Source organism: Nocardioides soli (assembly GCF_014191495.1).
In the GTDB taxonomy this organism is placed as follows: domain Bacteria; phylum Actinomycetota; class Actinomycetes; order Propionibacteriales; family Nocardioidaceae; genus Nocardioides; species Nocardioides soli.
Window position 1 is genome coordinate 173,141 of record NZ_JACHWR010000001.1, and the last position, 19,999, is coordinate 193,139.

Here is a 19,999-nt window from a genome sequence, read left to right on the forward strand (position 1 = left end):
CCTCGAAATCACCGACCGTCCCCACAGGGGTTTCGAGGCTCAGGCGCTAGCGCGCCCTCGCACCTCAACCACCGCCTGCCACGGTGGTTGAGGTGCGACGAGCGCCAGCGAGGAGCTCGAAACCACCCCAAGCGCTCACCGGGTTTCGAGGCTCGGGCCTGGCGGCCCTCACACCTCAACCACCGTCAAGCCTGGCGGCCCTCACTCCTCAACCCCCGACACCGCCTCAACCACCACCCCACACGGTGGTTGAGGCGCGACGGGCTGCGATCAGAGCGGCTTCAGGCCGGTGATCACCCAGGTGTCGCCGGAGCGCTCGGCCGTGACGGCCAGCTGCGCCGCGGAGACCGAGGCCTCCTGGTCCTTCTTCCGGAGGCTCTTCTGGTCGACGAAGGCCAGCAGGGTGGCCTTGTCGTCGGTGAGCTCCTCGACCCCGGCGACCTGCACCTGCGCGGTCAGGGTGAGCTTCTGGCCCGGGGCCCGCTCCTGGAGGCTGGCGAACAGCGTGTCGTACTCCTCGCGGGCCTGGCCCTCGAGCACCTGGTCGGCGAAGGCCCGGGTCGCGTCGGGCTGGGAGTAGTCGTAGCTGAGCACCTGGGTCAGGCCGCGCGACACGTCGGCGACCATGCCCTCCTGGATCGACTTGTCCAGCATGGCCCGGTTCTCCAGGGCCGGATCGGTCTTCAGGGTCTGGGTCTGCCAGACCAGCACGGCCGCGACCACCAGCAGCGCGACCGCCAGTCCGACCACCAGCCCGCGGAGCGTCGCCACGCCGCGCAGCAGCCGGGCCGCCCGGGCCTTCACAGTCCCACCGCCACTTGCTGCAGGTTCTCGATCTTCCACTCTCCGTCGACCCGCACCAGATCGGCGGAGAACCGGTTGCGCTTCACGGCCGGCTCCTCGCTCCCTTCGTCGTCACGCACGGTGACCTCGACCGCGACGATCAGCGTCGCGGACCGGTCGGTGAGATCGGTGAGCGCGGCCTGGACGACGCGACCGGTGGCGATCTTGCCCTGGTCGGCGAGCATCTGCTGCTCGTCGTCGCCGACCGCGAGCAGCTGGTCGTGCATCACGCCGGTGGACACGGCCTGCCAGGCCTTGATCCCTCCCTCGACGTCGCGGTGGTCCATCGAGGTCATCGTCTCCACCGCGGCGGTGCCCTCGATCACCGCGCTGTCGCGCAGCGCGGCGCGATCCCGGTCCGGGTCGCCGTCGGCGTCGCGCCAGGCCAGGAACGCTACGACGACCGCCACCACCGAGATCGCCAGGAGCAGCCACGCGAGCCCGCCCACGCGGGGCCGCCGGGACGCCGGCGGCGCCCCGTCGTCCTCGCCGGGCAGACCCGACTCGTGCGACTGATCCGGCGAGTCCGCGTCGTTCGAGCCCGCCGGCTCGTCCGGCAGATTCGACTCGTTCGGCTCGTTCGGCTCCTCGGGCACATCGCTCACGGCCTGCCGCCCATGAGGTCCTCCAGGCTCTCAGCCGAGCTCAGCGCGGTGGTGCGCACGTTCTTCTTCTCCTTGTCGCCGCCGCCCAGGACCGCCTGCGGGCCCCGCACGTTGATACCAGAGGACGGGTCAGCGGTGCAGCCGGCCTTCGTGTTGAACGGCTTGCCCGGGCTGGTGTCGGTGCCCTGACGCATCTCGGTGCCCTCGTAGCCCGCGACACACGGCAGCGGGTTGAAGAAGGACAGCTGCAGACCGGACTGCATGCCCTTGCTGGTCATCACCGCGTAGGTGATCGAGATGCCCTCGGGCAGCCGGATCATGGTCTCCTTGACGCCGTCGGCGTTGGTGCCGAAGACCTCGGCGGTCGAGATCAGGTTGCTCATCAGCTCGCCGAGCGGCGCGCCGACCGTGCCGAACAGCTTGTCCAGCTCGCGGGCGGCAGCGGGGGTCTGCTGCACCAGCCGGCGCCAGTCCTTGTCCTGCTCCGCGAGCGAGTGCGCCAGCAGGTTCAGGTCCTTGCTGAAGCTCTGGAAGCTGGAGGCGGCCGCCTCCTGGGTCGCCAGCACCCGGCCGGAGTTGTCGATCAGGCTGACCGTCGTCAGGAAGTTGCGGTCGGCGGTCTTCGCGAACTCGGTGGAGGTCTTCAGCAGGCGGGCCATGTTCTCGCCGTTGCCGCGGGTGAACTCGTACCCCTCGTCGATCACGGTGTTGAGCGCGTCCGACGGGATCGAGTCGAGCAGGTCCCGGCTGCTGCGCAGCAGGCCGTCGATCGAGGGCGGCAGGTCGGCGGCGGTGAGCGTCAGCTCCGAGCCCTCCTCCAGCGTCTCGCCGTCGGTCGAGCCGCCACGCAGGTCGAGGTACTGCTCGCCGATGGCGGAGCGGTCCACCACCCGGCCCTGCACCTGGGCCGGGATCGGCGGCGCGCCCCGGCTGATCCGGACCTCGGCCTGGGCGCCGTCCTGATCGGCGTCCAGGGACTCCACCAGGCCGACCGGCACCCCGCGGTAGGTGACCTCGGAGCCCTCGAAGAGGCCGCCGGCGTTCGGCATGTAGACCGTGACCCGGTAGCCGCCGATGTAGCGGTCCAGGCCGACGTAGTGCACCGCCAGGAACGTCGTGGTGCACACGGCGACCACCACGAACACGAGCACCTTGCCCTTGGTCATCCAGGTGAGCATCAGCCCTCCTCCCCTGCGGACGACGCTGCCGAAGACGACGCGGACGACGACGCGGACGAGCTCGCGCTCTGGCTGGGCACCTGCACCGACGGCTGCGGCAGACCCGGCAGCGCCGAGTCGGTGGGCGGCAGCAGGCTCGGCGTGGGCGAGACCGAGGTCGACGGCTTGGCGGAGTCCGTCGCACCATCCGGCGAGGCACCGCCCGACGGGCTCGGTGAGCCCGACCCACCGGCACTCGGCGAGGACGATCCACCGGCGCTCGGGGACGCCGAGCCGCTAGCACTCGGCGAGGACGAGGGGCTCGCCCTCTTCTCGCCGTCCCTGGCGGCTGCGCCCTGCTGGACGCCGGAGCCTCCACCACCGCCGGCGAAGGGGTCGATCGGCGGCAGCGTCCCCGTGTCGGGGTACTGCGGCCACGGGCACCCCATGCCGGTGCAGGTGTCGGGCAGCGAGGCGTAGTTCGCGGTCACGAACACGTTCATGTAGTCACCCTTGATCGCGTCGAGCACCGAGTCGGGGAACGGGTAGGTGAGCAGCAGCTCCAGCGAGTTCGGCAGGGCGGCCCCCGACGCGGCCAGCTCGCGCAGGATCGGCTCGAGCAGCTCCATGTCCTTGACCATGTCCTTCTGGGACGCGTCCAGGGTCCGGATGCTGACCTGCCCGAGCTTGTCCAGGGCCTGCAGCATCTTGACCAGCTGGGTGCGCTGCTCGGTCAGCACCTGCATGCCGGGGCTCAGCCCCTCCAGGGCCTCCGCGATCTTGTCCTTGTCGCGGTCCAGCGTCGCGGAGAGGGTGGCCATGGAGTCGAGCGCGTCGGTGATCGCGCCCTTGCGCGCATCGAGGTTGGCCATGAAGGCCTCCATGTTGCGCAGGAAGCCCCGGATCTCGCCGGGCCGGCCGTCGGAGACCTGCTGCAGCTCGCGCGAGATGTCGCGGAACTTGGCGATGCCGCCGCCGTTGACCACCAGCGACAGCGCGCCGAGCACCTGCTCGATCTCGGCCACCTGGCTGGTGTCGGCGATCGGGATGTTGGCGCCCGACTTCAGCGCCGGGCCCGAGGTCGTCTTGGTGGGCCGGATCAGCGCGACGTACTTCTCGCCCAGCAGCGAGGTCTGCTGCAGCCGGGCCGTGGTGCCCTTCGGGAGTACGACGTCGCCGCGCACCAGCAGCGTGGCCCGGGCGGTGCGCCCGTCGGGGTTGAGCTCGATCGAGGCGACCCGGCCGACCGCGATGTTCTCCACCTTGACGCTGCTCTGCGGCACCAGGTCGACGACGTCGTCGAAGTCCGCGGTGATCTCCAGCGGGTGGTCGCCGACGTCGGCGCCACCGGGCAGCGGGGTGTTGTAGAGGTCCTTGCCCAGGCTGCACCCGGACAGCAGCAGCGCGAGACCCAGCGATAGGGCCAGCGCCAGGGTCACGACGCGTCGGCGTTGGAAAGTACGACGGCGGGAGCTCATCGGCGTCCCTCCTCGCCCGCGCCGCCCAGCATCGTCGGCGGGGCCTTGCGCGAGGTCTGGGCGGTCAGGCCGTCGGTCGACCACAGCGAGACCTCGTTGACGTTGCCGCGGCCGGCGATCACGTTCTGCTCGGGCACGTAGGCGTCGCTGAGGTTGTGCAGCAGCAGCGGTGCCAGCTTGATCATCTCGTCGAGCGACTGCTGCTGCTTCTTCAGCGCCTTGGCCGTCGGCACCAGCTGCTTCACGCTGGAGCGGAGGTTGGCGCGGTTCTCCTCGATGAAGTCGTCGAGCACCGCCATCGCGCCGGCCAGGTTCTTGGCCATCCGGCCCATGTCGTCGCGGTCGTCGGCCAGGTAGCCGGCCACGTCGGCGAACTGGTTGCTCACCTTCAGCACCGCACTGTCGTTGGCCACCAGCATCTGGTTGAGCTGGTCGAGGTTGGCCAGCATCGAGAAGAAGCTGTCGTCCACGTTCGACAGGGTCGCGCTGGCCTTGCCGAACTCGCGGATCATCGTGTTCAGGTTCTCGCCCTGCCCGTCGAGGTTGTCGGCGCCCACCTCGAGCAGCCGGGTCAGCGCGCCGTTGCGGTTGGCGCCGCGGGGGCCGAGGGCCTCGGCCATGTCCTTGAGCCCGGCGTACAGGTCGTCGATCTCGACCGGCACCGCGGTGTCCTTGCGCGCGATGACGGTGCCGCTGCTCAGCTTGGCGCCGGATCCCTCGACCCAGGGCTCGGTCATCTGCACGAACCGGTCGCTGACCATGGTCGGCGCGATGATCACGGCCTTGGTGTCGGCGGCGATCGGCTGGTCCTCGTCGATCTCCATGGTTACCCGCACGCTCTCGCCCTCGGCGGTCACCACGGTGACCTTGCCGACGGGTACGCCGAGCACCTGCACGTCCGATCCGGGGTAGAGGCCGACGGTGGAGTCGAAGAGCGCGACCACCGTGATCGGCTCGGTGCGCAGCATCATCCGCGCCCCGAGCGCGCCGGCCACCACCATCGTGACCACCAGCGCGGTCACCAGGCCACGGCGCAGGGCGTGACTCATGAGGCACCTCCGGGGTAGCAGTTGCGGACCACGTCGTTCTCCAGCACCGGCTCGTTGTTCTGGTCGAAGAGACCGCACAGGTAGGCGTCCACCCAGCGCCCGTTGCCGAGGGCCGAGCCCAGCATCCGGTAGTAGGGGCCGAGCTTCGCCAGGGCCTGGTCGATGTTCTTCTGGTTGTCGTTGAGGATCGCGCTGACCCGGTCGAGCTTGCGCAGCGCCGGCGCGAGGGACTCCTCGTTGTCCTCGACCAGGCCGCGCAGCTGCTCGCCGAGCTCGGAGCTGCCGACGAAGAGCGCGTGCACCGCCTTGCGACGCTTCTGCAGCTCGCCGAGCAGGTCCGAGCCGTCGTTGATGAGTGCCGCCAGCTCGGTGTTGCGGCTGGCGAGGGTGCCGGTGACACCGTCGGTGGCCGTCAGGAGCCGGTCCAGCTCGGTGTCGCGCGAGGAGATGGTCCGGGACAGGTCGGTCAGGCCGGCGACCATCCGCTGCACCGACTCCGGGGTGTCCTCGAACGCGTCGGCCAACGCGTCGAAGCTGGCCTCGAGCTTGACGGTGTCGATCTCGCCGAAGGTGCTGGCCATGTCGGACACGGCGGCGTTCACGTCGTACGGCGTGGTGGTGCGCGCCAGCGGGATGGGCCCGTCGAGCGAGCCGGTGCCGAGCGGGTCGAGGGCGACGAACTTCTGCCCGAGCATCGTCTTGACCTTGATCGCCGCGGTCGTCTCGTCGTGCAGGTCCACGCCCTTGGCCTGGAAGCTGACCACGACCTGGTTGCCGTCGAGCCGCACCTCGGTGACCTCGCCGACCCGGACGCCGGCCACCCGGACCTCGTTGCCGGGGCGCAGGCCGCCCGCCTCGGTGAAGACCGCCTGGTAGACCTTGCCGTCACCGATGATCGGCAGGCCGCTCATGTTCATCGCGGCCAGGAAGGCCACACCCATGACGAGCAGGCCGGCCAGCGCCAGCACCACCCGGTTGCGTTCGGCGAACGCGCGTGGGAACCGAGGCATCAGCGACACCTCCCGGCGACCGGCTTCACACCGAGATCACCCATGTAGCCCTCGGCCATCGGGATCCGTCCGTCCATGGAGCACATGTAGAAGTTGAGCCAGGAGCCGTAGCTGGCGGTCCGGCCGATGCGATCGAGCTTGATCGGCAGCTTCTTCAGGAAGCTGTCGACCTGGTCGCTGTGCTTGTCGAGGTTCGCCGACAGCACGCCGACGTGGGTGATCGACTTGCGCAGCGGCGGGCGGATGTCGTGCATCAGGTCGGCGACCCGGGAGGTCAGCTCGCCCATACCCTCGATGGAGGCGCCGATCGAGGCGCGATCCTCCGACAGCCCCGAGACCAGCTCCTGCATCGAGACCAGCATCGTGTCGAGCTGCCCGGAGCGCTCGTTGACGGTGGTCATCACGCCGTTCAGGCTGGTGATCAGCTCGCCGATCACCTGGTCCTTCTCGGCCAGCGTCGAGGTCAGGCTCGCGGTGCTCTGCAGCAGTCCGTCCACGGTGGCGCCCTCGCCCTGGAACACCGCGATGATCTGCTCGCTGAGCTTGTTGACGTCGTCGGGGTCGAGCATCCGCAGCAGCGGCCGGAAGCCGTTGAAGAGCACGGTCAGGTCCAGTGCGGGCCGGGTCTCGTCGAGCCCGAAGGTGTGGCCGGGCTTGATCGCCGCGTCGGTGCTGGCGCTCGCGGGCTGGATGTCGCTGCCGGCGCCGGCCCGGGGCGGCTGCTCCACGGCCAGGTAGCGCTGACCGACGAGGTTGCGGAACTTCAGCTGGATCACCGCGCCCGCGTCGAGGCGCACGCCCTTGCGGATCGTGAAGGTCACCTTGGCCAGCCGGTTGTCGGTGACCGACACGTCCTGCACGGTGCCGACCTTGACCCCGGCGATCCGGACGTCGTCGCCGCGGTTGACGCTGGTCGCGTCGCTGAAGATCGCGGTGTACTCCTGGGCTTCCCCGGCCGAGCTGTTGCGGATGGTGGTGGCCAGGATCCCGGTCGCCGTCACCGTGATGATCGTGAAGACCAGGCTCTTGATCGCGATGATCCACAGCGGGCCGTGGTTGGCATCCCTACTCATTTCAGCACCACCTTGGTGTTGCGGAGGGTCGGTCCGAGCAGGAGGCTGTTCCAGCGCGGGTACTCGCTCGGCGCCATCCCCTGGGTGGGTGCGACCAGCTCGGCGATCAACTGGTTCTCTCCCGGCGAGTTCGCCTCGCCGAGCCCGGCCAGCGCCCGCACGTAGGACTGCGCGTTGTCGCCCGGCGGCGGACCGATCTGGGCGGGCTCGCCGGTGGAGGCGTCGGTGGCGTCGTCGCCGACCGGCACCTGCGGCCAGGCCGCCATCCGGGCCGCACTGGTGTCGGCACTCCGCTTGGCCGCCTCGGTGCCGACCTCACCGGTCACGTAGGGGCACCGCGGCGGCGGGTTGCCCTGGGTGTATTCGATGTCGTCGACCCCGGCGAGGTACTTGCTGCGGGCCGGCATCACGGTGAGCACGCCGTGCATGCCGGGCTCGTCGGTGCCCGCGCCCAGCGCGGCGTCCATGCGCGGTTTGAAGTTCGCCACCGCCTTGAACAGGCAGGGGAACTGCGAGGCGTAGGGAGACGTGGCCCTCAGGGCGGCCTTGCTCTCCTTGGAGAGCACCACGATGGTGTCGTGGTTGTCGCTGATCCAGCCGCGGGTGGTGTCGGCCGAGCTGATCACGCTGGCGTAGACATCGCGCAGCCGGGCCTGCTCGTCGACCAGCGTCTGCGAGCTGGTGGTCATCGTGCTCAGGGCGTCGACCAGGTCGGGGACGGCGACGTTCCACTCGTCCGCGACCCGGGCCAGCCGCTCCAGGTCCTCGGTCATCTGCGGCACCTGGGGGTTGAGCTTGGCGACGTAGCGCGACCACTCGACCATCGTGTCGCCGATCTCCTTGCCCTGGCCGCGGAGCATGTCGGAGAACTCGCTGAGCATGGCCGAGAGCTTCTCCGGCTGGATCGCCGTGAGCACGGGCAGCAGGGAGTCGAGCACCTGCTGCAGCTCGGCGGCCTCGGCCGAGGCGTCCTGGTGGATCACGTCGCCGGCCTGCAGGGTCGTGCTGCTGGGCTGCGGCGGCACCACCAGCGCGACGTACCGCTCGCCGAACATGGTCTTGGGCAGCAGCCGGGCGACCACGTTGTCGGGCACCTTGTCCAGCGTCGCGGGGTCCAGCGCCAGCCGCAGGTCGGCACCCTCGTCGGTAGCGGAGATCTCGGACACCGAGCCCACCGGGACGCCGTTGAGCTTGACGTCGGAGCCGACCTGGAGCGCGTTGCCGACCACGTTGGTCTGCAGGATCACGTCGCGGTGCGGCACCAGCACCCGGTTGTAGGACAGGTAGGCCACCACGAGGCCGCCGGCCAGCAGCGACAGGGTGAGGACGCCGAGCAGCATGTCTCGGACTCGACCGAATGTCATCCCGCGATCCTCACCGTCGTCGCCGCGCCCCACAGGGCCATCGAGAGGATCAGGTCGAGCACCGCCACCGAAACCAGGCTGCGGCGCACGGCGCGGCCGACGGCCACGCCGACCCCGGCCGGTCCGCCGGTGGCCTGGTAGCCCATCCGGCAGTGCACCATGATGATCATCACCGAGAAGATCAGCACCTTGACGAAGGACAGCATGATGTCGACGGGTGGCAGGAACAGGTTGAAGTAGTGGTCGTAGGTGCCGGCCGACTGCCCGTAGATGTAGACGGTGACGAACCGCGCTCCGGCGTACGACGTGAGCAGCCCGATCACGTAGAGCGGGACGATCGCCACGAAGCCGGCGATCACCCGGGTGGTGATCAGGTAGGGCACCGGCGAGACGGCCATCGCGCTGAGCGCGTCGACCTCTTCGTTGATCCGCATCGCGCCCAGCTGCGCGGTGAACCCGGAGCCGACGGTGGCCGAGAGCGCCAGCGCGGCGACCATGGGCGCCACCTCGCGGGTGTTGAAGTAGGCGGAGATGAAGCCGTTGAGGGCCGAGGCGCCGATCTGGTCGAGCGCGGCGTAGCCCTGCATGCCGACCACGAAGCCGACGGAGAGGGTCAGCCCGAGCATCACGCCGATGGTGCCGCCGATCACGGCCAGGGCACCGGAGCCGAAGCTGACCTCCGAGAGCAGCCGCAGCACCTCCTTGGGGTAGTGCCGCAGGGTCCCGGGAATGTGCAGCAGCACGTTGATGTAGAAGCGCAGGTCGGCGCCGAGCTGCGAGAGCTTGTCGACCGGCCAGCGCAGCCAGCGCGCCGGCGCCGACGGATCGGACGGTGCCGGGGTCGACGGCGCGGGTGGCGGCGGGGCCGCTGCCTGGAGCGGGACGGCGGGGTCGGCCACGTCGGCCATGTCAGGCCCCCTTCATGGGCACCAGCGTCAGGTACAACGCGGTGAGGACGAAGTTGACGAAGAAGAGCAGCAGGAAGGTGATCACCACGGACTGGTTCACCGAGTCGCCGACGCCCTTGGGGCCGGGCGCGGTGTTCAGGCCGCGGTAGCAGGCGACCACGCCGGCGAGGAACCCGAAGATCACCGCCTTGATCTCGCCGACCCACAGGTCGGAGATCTGGGCCAGCGCGGTGAAGCTGGAGAGGTAGGCGCCGGGGGTGCCGCCCTGGAGGATCACGTTGAAGAAGTAGCCGCCGAGCACGCCGACGACCGAGACGAGGCCGTTGAGCAGCACGGCGCCGATCACGCAGGCGAGCACCCGGGGCACCACGAGGCGCTGCACCGGGTCGAGCCCCATCACCCGCATCGCGTCGGTCTCGTCGCGGATGGTGCGGGCACCGAGCTCGGCGCAGATGGCGGCGCCGCCGGCGCCGGCGATGACCAGGGTGGTGACGATCGGGGAGGCCTGTTGCACCACCGCGAGCACGCTGGCCGCACCGGTGAACGACTGGGCGCCGATCTGCTGGGTCAGGGTGCCGAGCTGGAGCGCGATCACCGCACCGAGCGGGATCGAGATCAGCATCGCGGGCACCCACGACACGCTGACCACGAACCAGAACTGCTGGAGGGCCTCGGCCCACGAGAAGGGCCGGCGGAAGCCGGCCCTGATCGTGTCGAGCCCGAGGGCGAAGAGACTGCCGGTCGCGGTCAGCGCCCGGGCCGGGAGACCGGGCTTGGGGATGGCCCGCGCTCGGTCATTCTCCTCGTCGTCGGCGATGTACAGGGACGCGGCGCCGGAGCTGACCCGGGCGCGGTGGCGCTCGGCGCTGGCCCGGACCGCCCCGGAGCGCGGCGCCAGCTGGCGGGGCAGCACCTCGATGGCCCGGGCGCCGGCGTGCACCATCGTGGAGCCGGGGTAGCCGCCGCCCTCGTAGCCGATCGGGTCGGTGCGCTTGTGGTCGGCCTCCTCGCTCATCCCGATCGGGCCGTCGGGGTCGCCGCTCATGAACTGGCTGACCACCGGGTGGTCGGTCATCAGGAAGTCCTCGCGGGGCCCGAACATCACCAGCTCGCGGCGATAGAGCATGCCCAGGTTGTCGGGCAGCGTGCGCGCCAGCTCGATGTTGTGGGTGACCACGAGCATGGTGGCGTCGGTGGCCGCGTTGACCTCGATCAGCAGCTCGGCGAGGTTCGACGTACGCACCGGGTCGAGGCCCGAGTCGGGCTCGTCGATCAGGATGATCTCGGGGTCGGTGACCAGCGACCGGGCCAGGCCGGCGCGCTTCTTCATGCCGCCGGAGATCTCGCCGGGCAGCTTGTGCTCCTGGCCGACCAGGCCGACCATGTCGAGCTTCTCCAGCACGACGTCGCGGATCTTCGACTCCTTGAACTTGGTGTGCTCGCGCAGCGGGAAGGCGACGTTGTCGTAGACGCTCATCGACCCGAAGAGCGCGCCGTCCTGGAAGAGGACGCCGAACTTCTTGCGCAGCTCGAGCCGCCGCGACTCGCGCGCCGAGACCATGTCGACCCCGTCGATGAGCACCTGCCCGTGCTCGGGCTTGGTGAGCCCGATGATCGACTTGAGGAACACCGACTTGCCGGTGCCCGAGGGGCCCATCATGGCGGTGATCTCACCGGGCGGCAGGGTCAGCGTGACGTCGTGCCAGATGTTCTGGCGACCGTACGTCTTGCTGAGTCCGATCACTTCGACGGATCCGCCCACGGCAGACCTCCCTAAGTTCTGTGGCTGGTTTGTGTTGATCCGAGCCCTCGCCCGGCCTCCGGGGTGCAGGCGCTGCTGGTGCTGAGTTGCGAAGACGAGCACATGTCGGACCGGGGTGGTCCGGGTCACTCCCTGGCAGGTCCTACCCTCTCCAGGTTCGGGCGTTGAAGGAGAAATTCCGTGGAGACGGCAAGAACATCACCTCGGTTGTTGTCAGCCCGGTGACAACAACCGGGCCGGTTCGGGCTGCCGTCAGTCGTCGGCTCGATCCGGGTATGCGAACTTCTTGGTGCCGTAGCACCCCTCGACCGGGGAACCCTCTGCCTTCCAAGCCTGCGTGAGCTTGGGGGCGGACATTCCCGGCGCCAACGGTCCGCCGCGGTCTGCACCCGTCTCCTTGGTGCAGATCCAACCGATCCGTGCCGACACCGGGTTGTCCGGTCCGGAGACCGACAGCGTCATCAAGGCAGACAGGTCATCGCCAGCCTGAGTCGTGCAGCCGGTGAACGGCGGGATGGTCATGGTTCCGGACAGTTCGCCGCCCCACAGCGGGTGGAAGTAGGTGGACGGGTCATGCGTCCGGTACCACTCGGTCAAGTAGTCCTTGTCCACGGCGGGGTCGTGCGGCGGCTGGCCCGGGTCGTCGATCGTGTAGCCGGGGCCGACTAGCCTGAACGGCGCAGGCGTCTGGGTACGGCACTCACCGGTCAGCCCCAGGTCGACCCCGTCAACCCGCACCGTGAGGATCTGGATGTTGAAGGCGTCATCGACCACGGTCTCCTGCGCCACTTGCTTGAACTTCTCACCCGGCTTCCCAGGGGCCCAGGGGCTCTCGGCGTAGTGGTCGGTACCAGTCAGCTTCGACTGCAAGGGGATGGGCAAGCCGTTCTCCCGGCGCTGGCTGACCTGCACAGTGGCCTCGACCGGCATCAGGCCGAAGCCGACCGAGCGGACCGTCATCGGCGCCATGTAGCCGTAGTTCGCCGGCGCACCGTCTGGGGACACGATGTAGGCAACGCCGTTGGCGCCGTAAGACCGCGTGAGCGAACCATCACCGACGGCGACAGGATCACCAGAGAAGACGTTCGCCAACCAGGTGGACATGCCGTCGGGAGCCCGGAACCACTGCTTGGCCCGCTTCGCGTAGGAGATGCCGCCCATTGACGACGCTCCCCAGGAGGCAAAGCCCGGCGGAGCGTCCGGGAGCCCCGGATACCATTCGTAGTCGTCGTCGGCCGCAGAGGACGACGGGGCGGCGAATGCCACGGCCGCGACGAGGACTGCGGCCAGGAGTCCGCGGCGGATGTGCTGTCGGCGACGCATGTGAGAACCATCTTTCGATGGCCCGACCGCGGCAACCGGAATCGGGAAACTCTCTGCACCTTGGCGCAACAGTTGTCACCGGCGTGACAAGACCGTGCCGCCATCGAGGCGAGTCTGGGCATGTTGGTCTGGTTCGGCACCGGCCAAGGCGTTCACGAGCGAGGGGCAGCCTCGGGCGTACCTCCCTGCGTCCGGCGCCACACTTTTGCTCACTTGTGTGACAACTTCTGCGTTGTGTTCTGGTCGTCTGCGAGCGCGCGAGCGCGGATGTGGGGCGTGGGTGCTTACGGTGTGGACCAGACCACGCCGCGGGGTGTGGTTGTGGTGAGGAGGCGTCGTGGTGAGGACGAGGATGAGGCCGGGTCCGGTGCGGTCGGGCGTGCTGGCCGGTATGGCTGTTCTGATGGCGTGGGCGGGAACGGTGGTGTCGGTCCCAGTGGCGTCTGCGGATCCGGCTCCGGGGGTGTCGGTGGCGCCGATGCCGGTGCTGGCGGTGCCGTTGGCCCAGGCCGGCCAGGTCCACGTGTGGGGGGCCGATCCGTACCATCAGTGGGGCCCGAGCGACAACGTGGTGCTTCCGGAGTCCCTGAACGGGGTGGCGGTCAGCCAGGTCGCACTGGGTACGAGCGTGGGGTTGGCGGTGACCGCTGCGGGAAAGGTGGTGGGCTGGGGCAACAACGTCCCGGCCAGGCTGGAGAAGATCCCGCCTGAGATCGAGGCCGCCGACGTGGTCCAGGTCGCGGTCGGTCCCACCGGCGCCTCGTATGCCGGTGCGGTGACCCGGGATGGTCGGGTGCTGACCTGGGGCCTGAAACGCAAGTTCACCACTCCGTTGGATGTGCCGGCGGGTCTGACGGGGGTGGTCCAGCTCGCCATCCCCGACCTGAACGCGGTGGCGCTGAAGGCCGATGGCTCGGTCGTGGCCTGGGGCACTGTTCCGTCCCTCAACGACGTGCCGGCGCAGCTCCAGGCCCCCGGCAGCGTCCGGGCGATCGCCACTGGCCAGAGTCAGGCGTGGGCGTTGACCACACAGGGCACGATCGTCGCCTGGGGGCAGCCCGATCCCCTACATCCCCTGCCATCACAGGTCCTGATCCCCGGCAACGTCAAGGCCATCGCGCCCTTCGGTGATAGCGGTGGGATGGCCATCCTGGCCGACGACACCCTGGTCGCCTGGGGCCGCAGCACGGGCGCGGGGCAGATCCCGGCGTCGGTGTTCGCGGCGACCCCGGTCTCGATCGCCAGCAACGACAACTTCATGGCGATGATGGACACCGACGGAGTGTTGCACCACTGGACGCCCGGCTTTCCCTATCAGACGAACGTGGAGCTTTCGGTGCCCGCGGGGCTCCACGGTCCTGCGATCGCCCAGTTCGGGGTGAGCAACGACAGTGTCGGTGCGGTGGTGGTGACGAAGATGCTGCCGGCTGTGGCGCCGTCGATCGCCGGTGGCGCGACGGTGGGTGGCACCTTGACCGGTACGCCGGGGACGTTCTCGGCGTCGCCGACGAGCGTGACCGGTCAGTGGTTGGCTGATGGGGCCGCGATTCCGGGCGCGACGGGTGCCACGTTGTCGCTGACCGCTGGGATGGTGGGCAAGAAGATCACCTACCAGTCCACGGCGTCCAAGCCGGGCGAGTCCACGGTCTCCTCGACCTCGACGGCGGTCACCGTCGCCCCAGCCTCCGACAACAACCCGCTCGCACCTGCGAAGGTGCGCTCGAAGACCAAGGTGTCGAAGGTGACGGCGGCCAAGAAGGGCGCCAAGGTCACCGTGACCGGCAAGGTCACCGCGTCGAAGTCGCCGGCCGGCAAGGCCAAGGTGATGATCAAGAAGGGCAAGAAGACCATCCTCGCCAAGACCACCAAGGTCACCACCAAGGGCGCCGTCAAGCTCACGGTCAAGAAGTTCGCCCAGCTGGTGGCCAAGAAGACCAAGGCAAAGGGCAAAAAGGCGAGGACGGCCTACCGAGGCAAGTACATCGTGACGATCACCTACACCGGCAACACCCAGGTGAACCCGAGCACGGCCGCCAAGAAGTTCACGATCAAGAAGTAGCCACCCCCTCCTCTACCCCCGAGGGACACCCCGAAGGTGGTGCCCGGGCCGAATCGGCCCGAGCACCACCTTCTTGCTCACCGGCGTGGCGACTACGGCATGAGCAGCGGCGGACAGCGCAGGTAGTTGCGTCCTTCAGAGTCGCTCTTCTATGTCTGTCAATCCACAGCGTGCTCGACGTAGAGGGCATCGAGGGTCCGGTAGCTGGCGCGAAAGGCCGCGCTCGAGGGCGCCCTAGAATGGAGCTGCTGCACTGGCCTGTGACAGTCGGTCACGCGGCCTGCTCGGCCAGCGTGGTGATGATGAACCGCCCCGGCGAGTCCGGAGGCCTTGTTTCAAGGCTCAGTCGATCGGCGTGAGCTCGTTCTTTGCAGCGTAGTGGAGTTTCTCGGCGGCCATCGGGGTGAGGTCGTCGAGTGCCTCGTGGGGGCGCTCGTTGTTGAAGAAGTCGACCCAGTTCAGGGTCTCCAGCTCAATGTGCTCGACCCCGCGCCAGGGACCCTCGGGTCGGATCAACTCGGCCTTGTAGAGCCCGATCTGGGACTCAGCGAGCGCGTTGTCGTAGGCATCGCCCGCTGAACCGACCGAGGGGTCGACGCCCTCGTCGATGAGCCGTTGGGTGGAGGCGAAAGAGACGTACTGGGAACCGGCATCGGTGTGGTGGATCAGCCCCGACAAGTCGGTGATTCCGGCTTGCCGGCGGGTCCAGATCGCATGCTCCAACGTGTCCAGGACAAGGTCGGTGGTCATCCTCGTGGCCGCACGCCAGCCCACGATGCGGCGGGAGAAGACGTCGAAGATGAAGGCCACGTAGACGGTGCCGGCCCAGGTCGCGACGTAAGTGAAGTCTGCGACCCACAGCTGGTTCGGTCGTGATGCCCAGAACTGTCGATCCACTCGATCAAGGGGGCGCTCGGCGGCCGGGTCGCCGATCGTGGTGCGGATCTTCTTCAGCCGCAGGGCACCCTGCCAGCCCTGCTCGCGGTAGAGCCGCTCAATCGTGCACCTGGCGACGTCATGGCCCTTGCCACGCAGGTGGAGCCACATCTTCCGTGCGCCGAATCTGGCGATCAGCTTCTGCCGGGCACGCTCAGCGGTGATCAGCGGACCAGTTCGGTGTCGCGCAGCACTCGTTTCGAGGGCCGGCGGCTGGCGGCCTCGTAGAAGGTGGAGGGGGCGATCTTGATCCCGTGCTCAGTCAGCACACGAGTGATCGGCTCGACCCCGAACTCCTCCTTGTGATCGGCGATGAAGTCGATCAGTACCTGCTGGGGCGGTCGAGCTCCGCCGCGAAGAAAGGCTTGATATGTAGGTGATCCGCGAGTCGCTCCAACTGGGCGGTGACTCGGGGCGGATGCTGGTTGCAGTGCCCGTCGAGGAGGCCGTGATGGCTGGCGTGTTCACCCCGTGTCTGATCAGCTCGGTTGGTGAGTCGCCCCGGCTGGGCGACCCTCTGGTCGATGAGTACCTGCGGTTCACCGCTGCGCGGGTGCGCCCGAACTCGCTGGTCGCGCAGTCCTTCGACCTGAAGGTCTTCTTCACCGTGGTCGCCAAGCCGCCGCAGCAGGTCGAGGTGGCCGACGTGCTGGGGTTCATCGAGGAACAGCGCGCGCCCCGCAGGGGCGGGAACGTCGTTCGGCTGGTCGACGGTGAAGCCGGGCTCGCGGCGTCGACGATCAAGCGCAGGCTTGCAACGATATCGTCGTTCTACGACTACTTGTTGCTGCGGGGGATATGCGACCGCAACCCTGTCCCGCGCAGCATCAACGCCCGTCACCGGGGCCACCGCGGTTCCCCGCTGGTGCGGGCGCCGAAGAAGATGCCGCGGGTGCTGTTGCCGGAGGAGGTCGTCGCGCTGACCTCGGCGCTGAGGACCGATCGGGACCGGGCCATGATCTCGTTGATGGTCCATGCCGGGCTGCGGCGCTGTGAGGTGCTCGGGCTGCGGTTCGGCGATGTCCACATCGGCGACCGGCGGGTCTTCATCGCCGACGGCAAGGGCGGCCACCAGCGCCTTGTACCGGTCGTCTCGGCCTTCTTCACACAGTTGGCCAGCTACCTGAGCGCTGAACGTCCCAGCGACGCGCCCAGTGCGGGCGAAGACCACGTGTTCGTCGTCCTCAAGGGTCCCACCCGCGGCCGGCCGCTGACCGCGGCCGGGCTGGATCAGGTGCTGGCCGGTGCCCGGGGCCGCGCGGGGCTGACACACGCGACGTGCCACGAGCTGCGGCACACCTGCTTCACCCGGCTCCGGGAAGCGGGGATGGCGCTCGAGGCGATCCAGGCACAGGCCGGGCACGCCTCGATCGAAACCACCCGGATCTACCTGCACCTGTCCAACGACTGGCTCGCCGGTGAGTACCAGCAGGCCATGGCCATCCTCGACAACTGGCACGACGAGATTTCAGGAGAACCATCGTGAGCACCAACGCCGCCAATGACCTCGTGTCACCGCAGGTAGTTCCATCGACGACGCCGGCTTCAGCGGTGCCGCTGGCGGCGCCGACGTTGGATACGGCCGCTCGTGCCTACATCGACGCTGCTTCCGGTGAGTCAGGTCGTCGGTGCCGGCGCCGTGGTGTCGTGGGTTTCATCAACCGCTACGGCGACCTGGATGCGTGGCTGGCGCTGTCGGTCCAGGAACGCCGCGATACCCGCAGTGACGTGATGGCGTTCGCGGGGCACGCCCTGGTGCACTGCGGCGTCCCGGTCGACCCGGTCTTCGTGGTCACCTCTGGATGCCGCTGGGGCAAGTACGTCGCCGACGCTTACCCCGAGCAGGTCGCCCGGTTCGGTGATCAGGCCGCCAGTCTGGGGTACTGCCGGCAGGAGACTCACCGGATGTTCGCCTACCTGGCGAAGATTTGCTTGACCACGGGCACCGCGCCCGACCAGATCACGCCGGCGGTCTACAGCCACGCGCGCCGCCTGATCCACGACACCGTGATCACGGTCCGGGGATACCGACCCAAGACGTTGTCGACGCCGCTGTTCGGCCTGGATGCGGTGATGTTCCACCGCGGCCAGGCACCACCGCCCGACATCCGGCGACGGTGGACCGGCCGTCCCGTCAAGGAGGTCACCTGGGAGCAGCTCCACGCCACAGCGCCGATCATGGTCGCCACGATGCGTCGCTACCTGGACCAGTGCCTGCTCAGCCTGCGGCCCTCGTCGGTGGCCTGCTTCGACACCACCTTCCGCCAGTTCGCCGCCATGTTGGTTGCCGCGGACCCGCCGGTGACCCGGGCCGCGGACATCAGCCGCGAGCACATCGAGGCATACAAGACCCTCCTCGCGACCCGGCCCGGCTACCGGGGCAGGCCGTTGTCGAAGACCACGCTGGGGATGCGGATCGGGCACCTGCACACCTTCTTCACCCGGATCATCGAGTGGGGCTACGACGACGTCCCGGCACGGATCCCGGTCTACGCCAGCGACCGTCCCCGACTGGACAAGCCGCTGCCGAAATTTCTCGACGACGCCCAAGCTGTCGCGTTCATGAACGCAGCCCGCAACCTGCCCGACCCGCTGGACCGGCTCGTGGTCATCGCCCTGGCCCGCACCGGCATGCGTCGTGGTGAACTGCTCGGACTCACCGTCGATGCGGTGGTCCAGATCGGCGCCGGTTACTGGCTGCGCACCCCCGTCGGGAAGCTCCACACCGACCGGTACATCCCGCTGCATCCCCAGTTGAAGGGCCTACTCGACGAGTGGATCGCCGACCGGCCCGGCTGGCAGGTGACCTCGCTGCTGCTGACCGACCGCGGACGGCCGATCCCACCGACCAGGGTCGACAAGGCAGTCCAGAAGGCCGCGACCGCCGCCGGGATCGGGCACGTCCACCCCCACCAACTGCGTCACACCCTGGCCACCCAGGCCATCAACCGCGGCATGTCGCTGGAGGCGATCGCCGCCCTGCTCGGACACCACGACTTGTCCATGACCATGGTCTACGCCCGCATCGCCGACCGGACCGTCGCCGAGGAGTACTTCGCCGTCACCGAAAAGGTCGAGGCGCTCTACCAACACCACGACCAGCCCACCGTGCTGCCCGCCGAGGCTGCCGGGCCGAACATGCGCGTGCTACGCAACGAGGCCGCCAAGCGTCTGCTCGGCAACGGCTACTGCGGTCGCCCCCGGGAGCTCGACTGCCAGTACGAGACCATCTGCGAGTCCTGCACGATGTTCTTCACCACCATCGAGCACCGCGACACGATCCAGGCCCAGCGCAACAACGCCGCCGAACAAGGGCACGACCGCCGCCGAGACGTCTACGACGCCCTGCTCACCAAGCTCGACGACACCCCCGCTTGACACCGATCACCCACATAAGCCGAGGCCGCCTTCAAGATTTCGTTGGCCCGCCGAAGCTCGGCGACCTCCTTCTTGAGCTTCTTGATCTCAGCGATGTCCTCGCTGGTCTTGCCCGGCCGGACACCACCGTCGACCTCTGCCTGGCGAAGCCAGGTGCGCAGTTGCTCGGGCGAGGCGATCCCGAGCTTGGCCACGACCGACCTGATCGCGGCCGCCTCGGAGGGGTGATCGGCGCGGACTTCGATCACGAGCCGAACAGCGCGCTCACGAAGCTCGGTCGGGTACTTGCTGGGTCGTGCCATGAGAGTGATCCTTCCAACGAATCAGCTCTCCGGACTCGCCGGGGCGGTTCACTTCGCGGTGGTCGACGGCGTGGAGCCCGGAGCAGATCGCCCAGCGCCTAGAGGTGGACTTCGCCGAGGATGAGTCCATGCGCATCAGCTACGAGGCGATCTACCAGTCGCCGTTCATCGAGGGACCTGGTGCGCTCAAGCGTGAACTGGTCACATGTCTGCGCATGGGCCCAGCGCTACGGACGCCGCGGGCCCGGTCAAGGGCCAAGCGCACGGTCACGTAACGGCTGACGTCGTCTTGAGCGAGCGTCCCGCGGAGGCCAGGGACCGCGCCGCCCCCGGTCAAGTCGGGAGGGCGACCTCATCGTCGGGACGGGTAGATCGGTAATCGCACGCTCGTCCGGCGCAGCAGACATTCGACGGTGATCGATACACCTGCCCCGATGGCGGGCTGGGGCGAGAAACCGTACGTGAATAACGGTACGTCGCTAGGCGGCTACGCAGTCATCGCGATGAACGCCGCGCCTGACAGCGTCGATGACGAAGCTGCCTGGGCAGTTGCGCAAGACCTTTGACCTGGGACCGTGGCAATGACCTTTCGGGCCACGCTCTGTTCGCGCTGGAGAGCGGGACGCGGATGTTCCTCGCCGACCCGGGCGGTTCACGGCTGGCGAGCGTCAGCGCACGAGCATCCATACCCGAGTCCCCATAGTCAGACTGGGGCTCCGAGCAAGAAGGTGGTGCTCGGGCCGATTCGGCCC

The 19,999-nt window shown here is 68.7% G+C and carries 15 protein-coding genes, 2 pseudogenes and 1 other annotated feature; of the genes and pseudogenes, 4 read left to right on the top strand and 13 right to left on the bottom strand.

Features of this window, described 5'->3' with window-relative positions; genetic code table 11:
* Window positions 1-270: 270 nt before the first annotated feature.
* From FHU40_RS00820 to FHU40_RS00870, 11 genes are all read right to left on the bottom strand, one after another.
* Window positions 271-804, bottom strand: coding sequence for a hypothetical protein (locus tag FHU40_RS00820; protein ID WP_183590406.1), 534 nt, complete (start codon window positions 802-804; stop codon window positions 271-273).
* The gene (locus FHU40_RS00825) at window positions 801-1,448 is read right to left on the bottom strand and encodes a hypothetical protein (RefSeq protein WP_183590407.1); all 648 of its coding nucleotides are present in this window, start codon (window positions 1,446-1,448) and stop codon (window positions 801-803) included. The genes FHU40_RS00820 and FHU40_RS00825 overlap by 4 nt, the downstream gene beginning before the upstream one ends.
* On the bottom strand, window positions 1,445-2,626 hold the full coding sequence (locus FHU40_RS00830) for an MlaD family protein (RefSeq protein ID WP_183590408.1): 1,182 nt from the start codon (window positions 2,624-2,626) through the stop codon (window positions 1,445-1,447). Before FHU40_RS00830 ends, FHU40_RS00825 begins: the two co-directional genes overlap by 4 nt.
* Window positions 2,626-4,083, bottom strand: coding sequence for an MCE family protein (locus FHU40_RS00835; RefSeq protein ID WP_183590409.1), 1,458 nt, complete (start codon window positions 4,081-4,083; stop codon window positions 2,626-2,628). Before FHU40_RS00835 ends, FHU40_RS00830 begins: the two co-directional genes overlap by 1 nt.
* Window positions 4,080-5,132 (bottom strand): MCE family protein, encoded by a 1,053-nt coding sequence (locus tag FHU40_RS00840; RefSeq protein WP_183590410.1) that lies wholly within the window; start codon window positions 5,130-5,132, stop codon window positions 4,080-4,082. The genes FHU40_RS00835 and FHU40_RS00840 overlap by 4 nt, the downstream gene beginning before the upstream one ends.
* A complete protein-coding gene (locus FHU40_RS00845; protein ID WP_183590411.1) occupies window positions 5,129-6,142 on the bottom strand; it encodes an MCE family protein in 1,014 nt (337 codons plus the stop codon). The genes FHU40_RS00840 and FHU40_RS00845 overlap by 4 nt, the downstream gene beginning before the upstream one ends.
* The gene (locus FHU40_RS00850; protein ID WP_183590412.1) at window positions 6,142-7,215 is read right to left on the bottom strand and encodes an MCE family protein; all 1,074 of its coding nucleotides are present in this window, start codon (window positions 7,213-7,215) and stop codon (window positions 6,142-6,144) included. The genes FHU40_RS00845 and FHU40_RS00850 overlap by 1 nt, the downstream gene beginning before the upstream one ends.
* Window positions 7,212-8,579 carry an MCE family protein gene (locus FHU40_RS00855; protein WP_183590413.1) on the bottom strand — a complete coding sequence of 456 codons (1,368 nt, stop codon included), beginning with the start codon at window positions 8,577-8,579 and terminating at the stop codon, window positions 7,212-7,214. The genes FHU40_RS00850 and FHU40_RS00855 overlap by 4 nt, the downstream gene beginning before the upstream one ends.
* Window positions 8,576-9,487, bottom strand: a complete 912-nt coding sequence (locus FHU40_RS00860) for an MlaE family ABC transporter permease (RefSeq protein WP_183590414.1) — start codon at window positions 9,485-9,487, stop codon at window positions 8,576-8,578. The genes FHU40_RS00855 and FHU40_RS00860 overlap by 4 nt, the downstream gene beginning before the upstream one ends.
* A gap of 1 nt (window position 9,488) precedes the next feature.
* Window positions 9,489-11,249, bottom strand: coding sequence for an ABC transporter permease (locus FHU40_RS29825; protein WP_183590415.1), 1,761 nt, complete (start codon window positions 11,247-11,249; stop codon window positions 9,489-9,491).
* Window positions 11,250-11,501: 252 nt separating this feature from the next.
* Window positions 11,502-12,572 carry a hypothetical protein gene (locus FHU40_RS00870; protein WP_183590416.1) on the bottom strand — a complete coding sequence of 357 codons (1,071 nt, stop codon included), beginning with the start codon at window positions 12,570-12,572 and terminating at the stop codon, window positions 11,502-11,504.
* Between the two features lie 367 nt (window positions 12,573-12,939).
* On the opposite strand from FHU40_RS00870, the gene FHU40_RS00875 reads away from it, so the two are divergent.
* Entirely contained in the window at window positions 12,940-14,631 is a 1,692-nt protein-coding gene (locus FHU40_RS00875; RefSeq protein ID WP_183590417.1) for a hypothetical protein, read from the top strand.
* A 342-nt stretch (window positions 14,632-14,973) separates the two neighbouring features.
* Here FHU40_RS00875 and FHU40_RS00880 read toward each other — a convergent pair.
* Window positions 14,974-15,929 (bottom strand): annotated as a pseudogene (locus tag FHU40_RS00880) (IS3 family transposase); the annotation flags it as partial.
* Window positions 15,804-15,933 (bottom strand) — a sequence feature (AL1L pseudoknot). Its footprint overlaps the pseudogene before it by 126 nt.
* A gap of 64 nt (window positions 15,934-15,997) precedes the next feature.
* Between FHU40_RS00880 and FHU40_RS29265 the strand changes: the two are divergent.
* Both FHU40_RS29265 and FHU40_RS29270 read left to right on the top strand, forming a co-directional pair.
* Window positions 15,998-17,053, top strand: a complete 1,056-nt coding sequence (locus FHU40_RS29265; RefSeq protein ID WP_221199477.1) for a tyrosine-type recombinase/integrase — start codon at window positions 15,998-16,000, stop codon at window positions 17,051-17,053.
* 161 nt (window positions 17,054-17,214) lie between these two features.
* Complete coding sequence (locus FHU40_RS29270) at window positions 17,215-18,945, top strand: tyrosine-type recombinase/integrase (protein WP_221199478.1); 1,731 nt, start codon at window positions 17,215-17,217, stop codon at window positions 18,943-18,945.
* Here the strand turns inward: FHU40_RS29270 and FHU40_RS00895 are convergent.
* A complete protein-coding gene (locus FHU40_RS00895) occupies window positions 18,903-19,247 on the bottom strand; it encodes a transposase (RefSeq protein WP_183590419.1) in 345 nt (114 codons plus the stop codon). The two genes, FHU40_RS29270 and FHU40_RS00895, sit on opposite strands and share 43 nt — an antisense overlap.
* Before the next feature lie 32 nt (window positions 19,248-19,279).
* On the opposite strand from FHU40_RS00895, the pseudogene FHU40_RS27915 reads away from it, so the two are divergent.
* Window positions 19,280-19,893 (top strand): annotated as a pseudogene (locus FHU40_RS27915) (transposase); the annotation flags it as partial.
* Between the last annotated feature and the right edge of the window lie 106 nt (window positions 19,894-19,999).